Origin of the sequence: Porticoccus sp. (assembly GCF_041592135.1) — a bacterium.
In the GTDB taxonomy this organism is placed as follows: domain Bacteria; phylum Pseudomonadota; class Gammaproteobacteria; order Pseudomonadales; family Porticoccaceae; genus Porticoccus.
This window is the reverse complement of the sequence record NZ_JBFHQR010000118.1, coordinates 1-7,916: the sequence shown is the minus strand read 5'-3', so window position 1 is coordinate 7,916 and position 7,916 is coordinate 1. Positions and strand designations below refer to the sequence as shown.

The following is a 7,916-nucleotide window of genomic DNA, read 5'->3' as shown; positions in this document are numbered from 1 at the left end:
GGTGCTCGCCGCCATCGACCCGCGCTGCGATGACGATACCCACACCGCCCTCAACTACAGCGTGCTCGCCACGGCCAGCAGCCTGGCAGAGGATATGGATGCCGTGTTGGACCTGGTCTGCGCGCTGGATGATCGGGAGGCCATCGCCAGCCATCTGGGATTTGAGTACCTGGACAATATCACTGCCGAACAACAGGACATCGCCCAGCGCTTTGCCATCGACCCGGGGCGGGTCCACCTGCAAATCGGCCGACCCAGCACCGTGATCTCGGCCTGGGCCAGGCAGTTACAGGCCGCCGTGCTGGTGGTGGGCAATCGCCATGAACAGAGTCTCACCAGCACACTGCTAGGCTGTAAGGCGGAACAGTTGCGGGACGGCTTTAACGGCGACCTGCTGGTGATCAACTAGGGCCTGCTCAAACCCCCTTGCGATACAGCAGATCCCATACGCCGTGCCCGAGCCGCTCGCCCCGCTGTTCGAACTTGGTCACCGGCCGGTAGTCCGGTCGCGGTGAGAAATTGCCAGCACCTGCCACATTTTCAAAGCCGCTGGCCGCTCCCATTACCTCCAGCATGTGCTCGGCATAGGGCTCCCAATCGGTCGCCAGATGCAGGACACCGCCGGGTTTGATGTGGGTGCGCAGCTTGCTGACAAAATCGTCCTGGATCAGTCGGCGCTTGTTGTGCTTTTTCTTGTGCCAGGGATCGGGAAAATAGATCTGCACCCGATCCAGACTCTCCACGGGAATGCAATCGTCCAGCACATCGATGGCATCGGCCAGATACACCCGCAGATTACTCAACGCCTGCTTGCCGGCATTGTTAATCAGTCGACCCACCCCCGGGGGGTGAACCTCGATACCGAGGAAATCCTTGTCCGCTTCCTGTTGCAGCATTTTCAGCAGGGAATCGCCCATGCCAAAACCGATCTCCAACACCCGCGGCGCAGTGCGGCCAAATGCCCGATCGGCATTCAGCGGTCCATCCTGCAGGCTCAAGCCAAAAATGGGCCAGTATTTCTCAAAGGCGGTACGCTGCCCTTCGGTCATGCGCCCGGCGCGCACCACGTAACTGCGGATAGACTTCTTTTTGAATTCCGGTTTGATGTCCACGGCTAATCCTCCTTCCTGCTCCGCGCCACCCACTGCACCAGGGCAAATGACAGCAGCAGCCAGCCCAGCATAAACAGCACCCCGCCAACGGGGGTCACCATGCCCAGCGCCCTGATGCCGCTCAGCACCAACACATAAAGACTGCCGGAAAACAGCAGGGTCCCCGCCATCAACAACCAGGCGGCTTTCTTCAGCAATGGCAACGGCTGTGCGCTGCCCGCCAGCACAATTGCCAGCAGCACCAGGGCATGGAACATCTGGTAAAGGACTGCGGTCTGCCACACACCGAGCATCTCCGGGGACACGGAAGCGCGCAGGCCGTGGGCGCCAAAGGCCCCCAGGGCGACGGCGAGAAAGCCGGACAGTCCGGTAAAGATGGCGATGGTTTTCATGGTTCTCCCGCTGGGCGTTCAATAAAAAAGCCGCGGCAATCGCGGCTTTTCACAAGGGCTGATGGCGGTATCGATCAGGCCTCCATCATGGCCCGCACTTTCTTCATGGCGTTCTGCTCAAGCTGGCGAATGCGCTCGGCGGAAACGCCATAGCGATCAGCCAGGTCGTGCAAGGTCGCCTTGTCATCCGCCAGCCAGCGGCTGGCAATAATATCGCGGCTGCGCTCATCCAGCTCCTCAAGGGCTTCCGCCATGCGCACAAAATTGTCCTGCTCGCTGTCGGCCCGTTCCAGTTGCCAGGCGGGATCGGCACTCCGATCCTCCAGATACAGCGCCGGCGCCTGGTAGGCGCTGTCATCATCGCTGTCTTCCGGCGCATCAAACGCGGGGTCGCGGGCGGACAAACGCTGTTCCATTTCAAACACCTGGGACACTTCGACGCCCAGGTCTTCGGCAATGGCGTGGGCCTCGTCCTGGGTCAGCCAGGCCAGTTTCTTCTTGGCGCTGCGCAGATTGAAGAACAGTTTGCGCTGGGCTTTGGTGGTCGCCACTTTGACGATGCGCCAATTGCGCAGCACGTATTCGTGAATTTCAGCCTTGACCCAATGCACGGCAAAGGACACCAGCCGCACGCCTTTTTCCGGATTAAAGCGTTTCACCGCCTTCATCAGGCCGACGTTGCCCTCCTGAATCAAGTCGCCCAGGGGCAGTCCGTAACCGTTGTAGGAGCGGGCGATGTGAACCACAAACCGCAAATGTGACATCACCAGGCGGCGGGCCGCCTCGAGGTCTTCGCGATAGTAGAGATCCTCTGCCAGAGAGCGCTCTTCCTCAGCAGACAACACTGCGATGGCATTCACACCCTGCATATAGGCAGTGAGGTTGGCGCCCGGCGCCATCCATTCAACAGTCTGTAACGCTTTCTTCATATCGGCCTCAAATAATCAAGGAGCAGTAGTGTAACAGTTTGTCCTTAGATTTCCATACCCGCAAAAAGTTGCGATAACCACTTGATTAGGATCAAGAAACGCTATCTTGGTTCAATGCTGGCGAGATGCCGCGCCACCGCCAGCCAGGCGCCGATCAGCCCCAGCAGCGCGCCGCTCAGCAACAGCCCCAGCAATCCGCTAATGCCCAGGCCCGCCAGCTCGAATGACGACTGGTAAAGTGCCGCCAGTTTCGCCACCGGGCCATCGACCCAGATCAGCGCCAGCAACACCAGCAGCCAGGCGAGCAGGCCACCGGCCAGGCCGTACCACAACCCCGTATAGAGCAGCGGGCGTCGCACATAGCTGTCCGTGCCCCCCACCAGCTTCACCACCACGATCTCGTCGCGGCGGCTTTCAATGGCCAGACGGATGGTATTGCCAATGATCAACAGCACCCCCAGGGACAGCGCCAGCCCCAGGGACAGCACCAGCCGCTGGCCGATTTCGAGAATACCCTGCAGGCGACGCATCCACTTCATATCCAGGCGCACATCGTCCACGCTCGCCAGCGCGGCAATGCGCGCCACCAGCGCCTCGCTGCCAGCCAAATCGGTGCGAAAACGACTGTCCGGCTGCACCAGCAGCACCGCCGGCAGGGGGTTTTCATCGAGCATCTCCAGCACGTTGCCAAACCCGGACAACAGCTGGAATTCCTGCAGCGCCTGCTGGCTGGAAATGTACTCAACGGTCTGGATATCGGCGTCTTTCTGCAATTTTTTTCGCAGCGCCTCGATGTCTGCAGCGCCCGCTGTCTTGTTCAGGAACACTGTCATCTGGGCGGAGCTTTCCACCCGGCCGCCGAGCTGTTGCAGATTCACCACCCCCACGTAGAGCGCCGCGGGCAATCCCAGGGCGATGGCCACCACCAGTGCGGTCATCAGCGTCTGTACCGGTTCGGCCAGCAGGCGTCGGCCCGTACCGACGAGCACCGTCCGGTGGTGGTCCAGATAGCTTTTCAATTTGTCTGACCAGCGCGCGCTCCCTTCACTGGCACCGCGTTTGGCCTCCCGCTGGACACCGGGCTGGTTCTGCCGCTGTCCCCGCAAACGGTTGCTAAACGACATGGCCAATCCTCTCGTCGCGCACCAGCTTGCCCTGCTGCAAATGCAGCAGACGCTGGCCCATACGGGAAATCAGCTCCACATCGTGGGTGGCCACCAGCACGGTGACACCCAGCTCGCCGAATTGCCGAAACAGTTTCATGATTTCTGCCGACAGTTCCGGATCCAGGTTGCCGGTGGGCTCATCCGCCAGCAGGATGCGCGGTTTGTGCACCACCGCACGGGCGATACCGACCCGCTGCTGCTCCCCCCCCGACAGGGCGATGGGGTTCTGTTTTTCCTTGTCCAGCAAGCCCACCTTGTCCAGCGCCGCCCGCACCCTCCGGCCCACTTCGCGGGGCTGGTAACCGGAGACCTGCAGCGGCAGCGCCACGTTGTCAAAGACGTTGCGATCGAACAGTAACTGGTGATTCTGGAACACCACGCCAACCCGGCGCCGGTAATAGGGAATCTGGCTGCTGTGGAGGCGCGCCAGGTTTTTGCCGTTGATCAGCAACTGGCCGTGGGTGGGGCGCTCCATCAGCATGATCAGTTTCAGCAGGGTGCTCTTGCCCGCGCCCGAGTGGCCGGTGAGAAAGGCCATTTCCCCTGCACCCAAATGCAGGCTCAGGCCGCTGAGAGCCTCCTGGCCGGTGGCATAACGCTTGCTGACATTGTCAAAGCGAATCATACAGTTGGTTGATTACCTCAGTCGCTGCGACTCAGCAGGGCGTGAACATACTCCCTGGCATCAAAGGGTTGCAGGTCGTCAATACCTTCACCCAGGCCGACAAACCGCACCGGCACGCCAAAGCGTTTACACAGGGAGAAAATAATGCCGCCCTTGGCGGTGCCATCCAGCTTGGTCAGCGCCACACCCGTGACATCGACCGCGTCCTGGAACTGCTGCATCTGGTTCAGGGCATTCTGCCCGGTCCCCGCGTCCAGCACCAGCAGCACCTCGTGGGGCGCCGTCTCATCCAGCTTGGCCATGACCCGTTTCACTTTCTTCAACTCTTCCATGAGATTGCTTTTGGTGTGCAAGCGGCCTGCGGTATCGGCAATGAGGATATCCACATTGCGGGACTGGGCCGACTGAATGCCATCGAAAATCACCGAGGCGCTGTCGGCACCGGTGTGCTGGGCTATCACCGGCACCCGGTTGCGCTCGCCCCAGACCTGCAGCTGTTCCACCGCAGCGGCGCGAAAGGTGTCGCCAGCCGCCAGCATCACCGACTTGCCCTGGCTCTGGAAGCGCCGCGCCAGCTTGCCGATGGTCGTGGTCTTGCCCACGCCGTTGACGCCCACCACCAGAATCACATAGGGGCGGTGCTGGCTGTCCATCACCAGTGGCTGTTCACAGGGTTTGAGCTTTTCCACCATGGCGTTCTGCAGGGCGGCTACCAGGGCGCGGCTGTGGGACAGCTCCCGGCGCTGCACCCGCTCGGCCATGTCCTGGATAATCTCCACCGTGGTTTCAATGCCCACGTCGGCCATCAGCAGCAGGGTTTCCAGCTCCTCCAGCAGTTCATCATCAATCTCCCGGTCACCGAGAAACAGGTTGCCGAGACTGCGGCTGGTCTTGGACAGCGCCCGCTTGAAGCGATCGCGCAGGCGCTCCCTGGTGGATTCCTGCTCGACGTCCTGCTCCTGGGTTGCCGGGGCCGCCATCGCGGTCGGCGGCGGCACCTCCTCCCTGTCGCGGCGGAAGCGCTGCAGGAAAGAGCGCTTTTCCTGGCCGGGGGGCGTATTTTCAGGAGGGGTGGAATCTGAATCCGACATCGGTTTTCTCAATGGTCATGGGGCGGTGTATGCTAGGGCCTGCACTGGCTTTAGGATGCGAGTCCGGTTTTGAAACACCACCAACGTTCAACATCATCACCCTCCGGACGGGGGGCATCGGGGCAGCTGCGTATTATCGGCGGCCAGTGGCGCGGGCGCAAACTCCGTTTCTGCGAGGTGGACGGACTGCGCCCCACCGGCGACCGGATTCGCGAGACCCTGTTCAACTGGTTGGCCCCGATGATCCATGGCGCCCGCTGTCTCGACCTGTTTGCCGGTTCAGGCGCGCTGGGCCTGGAGGCGCTGTCCCGCGGCGCCGCCAGCGCCACCTTGATTGAACGACACCCGAAGGCGCTGGCATCACTGGAAGAAAACTGCGCGCTGCTGGGCGCCTCGGGTGCCCAAACAATCTCCGCCGATGCCATCAGTTGGCTGGAACAGGCGCAACCCGCACAACCCTATGACGTGGTGTTTCTCGATCCGCCCTTTGCCACCAGCCTGTTGCAACCCTGCCTGACACTGTTGCAACGGCCCGGCCTGCTGTCGAGCGGCGCCCACCTCTATACGGAGACAGATCGCCAGCAGCCGGCTCCTGTCACCCCGCCCCATTTCGAACTGGTGCGGGAGAAAAACGCCGGCAACGTCTGCTACCGGCTATACCGCTCATTTGAGAATATCACTTAAAACGTTTACCATGCCTGCCCGCCTCCACAGTGAAGAACCATCGTGAAAACAATTGTTTATCCTGGCACCTTTGACCCCATTACCAATGGTCACATCGACCTGGTAGAGCGCGCCAGCAAGTTGTTCCACCACGTGATCGTGGCCATTGCCAGCAGTGACAGGAAACACCCCACCTTCGAACTGGAGGAGCGGATCGATCTCGCCAGGCAGGCCCTTTCCCATCTGGACAACGTGGAGGTTCGCGGCTTTGACTACCTGCTGGTCAATTTCGTCAAGGACTGCCGCGGCGATGCAATTCTGCGGGGGTTGCGCGCCGTTTCGGACTTTGAATACGAATTCCAGCTGGCCAACATGAACCGCGCCCTGGCGCCGGATATCGAAAGTATTTTCCTGACCCCGTCGGAAAAGCTCTCCTATATCTCCTCCTCCCTGGTCAAGGAAATTGCTTCCCTGGGCGGCGATATCAACGCCTTTGTTCACCCCTCCGTGAAGGCGGCGCTCAATCGCAAGTTTGCCAAGTCCACACCCCAGACCTGATCAGCGCTGACAGCCCGGGCAGTAGACCGTCGCGCGCTGCCCCTGCCGCACCTCCCTGAGCAGCGCACCACATTGCAGACAGTTCTCGCCACCGCGGCCATAGACATACAGCTGCTGCTTGAAATAACCGGGTTTGCCATCCCCGCCCACAAAATCCCGCAGCGTGGTGCCGCCCTGCTCAATGGCCCTGGCCAGCACTTCGCGCACCTGCTCGGCCAACACCCCAAACCGCGCCCTGGACACCTTGCCCGCCGCGACGGTTGGCCGAATGCCACTGCGAAACAGCGACTCGTTGGCGTAGATGTTGCCGACCCCCACCACCACCTTGTTATCCATCAGGAATTGCTTCACCGGCACCTTCCGGCCCCGCGAGGCTTGATACAGGTAGTCCCCGCTGAACGCCTCCGCAAACGGTTCCGGGCCCAGATGACACAACAGCGGATGCTGTTCCGGCGCGTCCACCAGCCACTGAATGGTGCCGAAGCGGCGCGGGTCGGTATAGCGCAACACCGTGCCATCGGCAAAGGTGATGTCCACATGGTCATGCTTGCCCACCGGGGTATCGGGCCGGACAATGCGCAGGCTCCCCGACATGCCCAGATGGATCATCAGGTGCCCCTCGGCAAAGCGGAACAGCAGGTATTTGCCCCGCTGGCGCCCCTCCAGGAGGGCCTGTCCGCACAGCAGCGCCGGCAGCTCCTCCGGCACGGGCCAGCGCAACCGCGCCTCCCGCACCGCGACCGAGACGACCCGCTTGCCGACAATATGGGGGCTCACCCCCCGCAGGGTCACCACAACTTCCGGCAATTCCGGCATCATTCTCTCCCGCCAACAGGTGGCCGTAAAAAATCTCTGGCATACTAATGCACCCTTTGCGAAAGGGCACACTGAATCACTCACCTGGACGGGTTGCATCCATGGCGCTGGGCCGACGAAAAATTGCCGAGGAACCGGCAGAAATTGATATGACGCCGATGCTGGATGTGGTGTTTATCCTGCTGATCTTCTTTGTGGTCACCGCCACTTTTGTGAAAGAGAGCGGCATCGACATCAATCGTCCGCCGATCAGCGACCAGCCGCCCCCGCCGGAGCAGCAGACCCGCACCATGCTGTTCCGCATCGCCGAGGACAACAGCGTCTGGCTGGAAGAACGGCGCATCGATGTGCGCTCGGTGCGCGCCCATGTGGAAAGAGTACACGCCGAGAGCCCGCAGACCCAGGTCATTATCGAAGCGCATCCGCGGGCGAAAACGGCAACCTTTGTGCTGATTTCCGACCAGGCCCGGGAAGCGGGGGTAGAGGATATCGCCCTCAGCACCACCCCCTGAAAACAATGCGCTGAACGCGCCCTCAGGGCCCGTTTAAGCGGCACAAAAAAGC

Annotated in this window: 11 protein-coding genes; 4 read left to right on the top strand and 7 right to left on the bottom strand. The window is 61.3% G+C overall.

Annotation, left to right across the window (positions count from 1 at the left end):
- On the top strand, positions 1-409 hold a 409-nt coding region (locus ABY948_RS09990; RefSeq protein ID WP_461482388.1), incomplete at its 5' end, for a universal stress protein.
- Positions 410-416: 7 nt separating this feature from the next.
- Here ABY948_RS09990 and trmB read toward each other — a convergent pair.
- The 6 genes from trmB to ftsY all read right to left on the bottom strand — a co-directional run bounded on the left by trmB (position 417) and on the right by ftsY (position 5,204).
- Entirely contained in the window at positions 417-1,106 is a 690-nt protein-coding gene (gene trmB / locus ABY948_RS09985; RefSeq protein ID WP_461482390.1) for a tRNA (guanosine(46)-N7)-methyltransferase TrmB, read from the bottom strand.
- 8 nt (positions 1,107-1,114) lie between these two features.
- Positions 1,115-1,504 (bottom strand): DUF423 domain-containing protein, encoded by a 390-nt coding sequence (locus ABY948_RS09980; RefSeq protein WP_461482387.1) that lies wholly within the window; start codon positions 1,502-1,504, stop codon positions 1,115-1,117.
- Between the two features lie 74 nt (positions 1,505-1,578).
- Entirely contained in the window at positions 1,579-2,433 is an 855-nt protein-coding gene (gene rpoH / locus ABY948_RS09975) for an RNA polymerase sigma factor RpoH (RefSeq protein ID WP_461482386.1), read from the bottom strand.
- A gap of 101 nt (positions 2,434-2,534) precedes the next feature.
- Positions 2,535-3,557, bottom strand: coding sequence for a permease-like cell division protein FtsX (gene ftsX, locus ABY948_RS09970; RefSeq protein WP_461482385.1), 1,023 nt, complete (start codon positions 3,555-3,557; stop codon positions 2,535-2,537).
- Positions 3,547-4,224 carry a cell division ATP-binding protein FtsE gene (gene ftsE / locus ABY948_RS09965; RefSeq protein WP_461482384.1) on the bottom strand — a complete coding sequence of 226 codons (678 nt, stop codon included), beginning with the start codon at positions 4,222-4,224 and terminating at the stop codon, positions 3,547-3,549. Before ftsE ends, ftsX begins: the two co-directional genes overlap by 11 nt.
- Positions 4,225-4,241: 17 nt before the next feature.
- Positions 4,242-5,204 carry a signal recognition particle-docking protein FtsY gene (gene ftsY, locus ABY948_RS09960; protein ID WP_461482389.1) on the bottom strand — a complete coding sequence of 321 codons (963 nt, stop codon included), beginning with the start codon at positions 5,202-5,204 and terminating at the stop codon, positions 4,242-4,244.
- Between the two features lie 180 nt (positions 5,205-5,384).
- On the opposite strand from ftsY, the gene rsmD reads away from it, so the two are divergent.
- Both rsmD and coaD read left to right on the top strand, forming a co-directional pair.
- Positions 5,385-5,999: a 16S rRNA (guanine(966)-N(2))-methyltransferase RsmD gene (gene rsmD, locus ABY948_RS09955; protein WP_461482383.1), complete on the top strand. Its 615-nt coding sequence runs from the start codon at positions 5,385-5,387 to the stop codon at positions 5,997-5,999.
- Positions 6,000-6,041: 42 nt separating this feature from the next.
- Positions 6,042-6,536: a pantetheine-phosphate adenylyltransferase gene (gene coaD, locus ABY948_RS09950; RefSeq protein ID WP_461482382.1), complete on the top strand. Its 495-nt coding sequence runs from the start codon at positions 6,042-6,044 to the stop codon at positions 6,534-6,536.
- On the opposite strand, the gene mutM is transcribed toward coaD, so the two are convergent.
- Entirely contained in the window at positions 6,537-7,352 is an 816-nt protein-coding gene (gene mutM, locus ABY948_RS09945) for a bifunctional DNA-formamidopyrimidine glycosylase/DNA-(apurinic or apyrimidinic site) lyase (RefSeq protein WP_461482381.1), read from the bottom strand. It lies immediately after the preceding gene.
- Between the two features lie 101 nt (positions 7,353-7,453).
- Here mutM and ABY948_RS09940 point away from each other — a divergent pair, with 101 nt between their 5' ends.
- On the top strand, positions 7,454-7,864 hold the full coding sequence (locus ABY948_RS09940) for an ExbD/TolR family protein (protein ID WP_461482380.1): 411 nt from the start codon (positions 7,454-7,456) through the stop codon (positions 7,862-7,864).
- Positions 7,865-7,916 lie beyond the last annotated feature (52 nt).

Excerpts from the sequence above, each read along its gene's own strand:
- ABY948_RS09980 (WP_461482387.1), bottom strand. The coding sequence starts at position 1,504 with ATGAAAACCATCGCCATCTTTACCGGACTGTCCGGCTTTCTCGCCGTC.
- rpoH (WP_461482386.1), bottom strand. The coding sequence starts at position 2,433 with ATGAAGAAAGCGTTACAGACTGTTGAATGGATGGCGCCGGGCGCCAAC.
- ftsX (WP_461482385.1), bottom strand. The coding sequence starts at position 3,557 with ATGTCGTTTAGCAACCGTTTGCGGGGACAGCGGCAGAACCAGCCCGGT.
- ftsE (WP_461482384.1), bottom strand. The coding sequence starts at position 4,224 with ATGATTCGCTTTGACAATGTCAGCAAGCGTTATGCCACCGGCCAGGAG.
- ftsY (WP_461482389.1), bottom strand. The coding sequence starts at position 5,204 with ATGGCGGCCCCGGCAACCCAGGAGCAGGACGTCGAGCAGGAATCCACC.
- mutM (WP_461482381.1), bottom strand. The coding sequence starts at position 7,352 with ATGCCGGAATTGCCGGAAGTTGTGGTGACCCTGCGGGGGGTGAGCCCC.
- ABY948_RS09940 (WP_461482380.1), top strand. The coding sequence starts at position 7,454 with ATGGCGCTGGGCCGACGAAAAATTGCCGAGGAACCGGCAGAAATTGAT.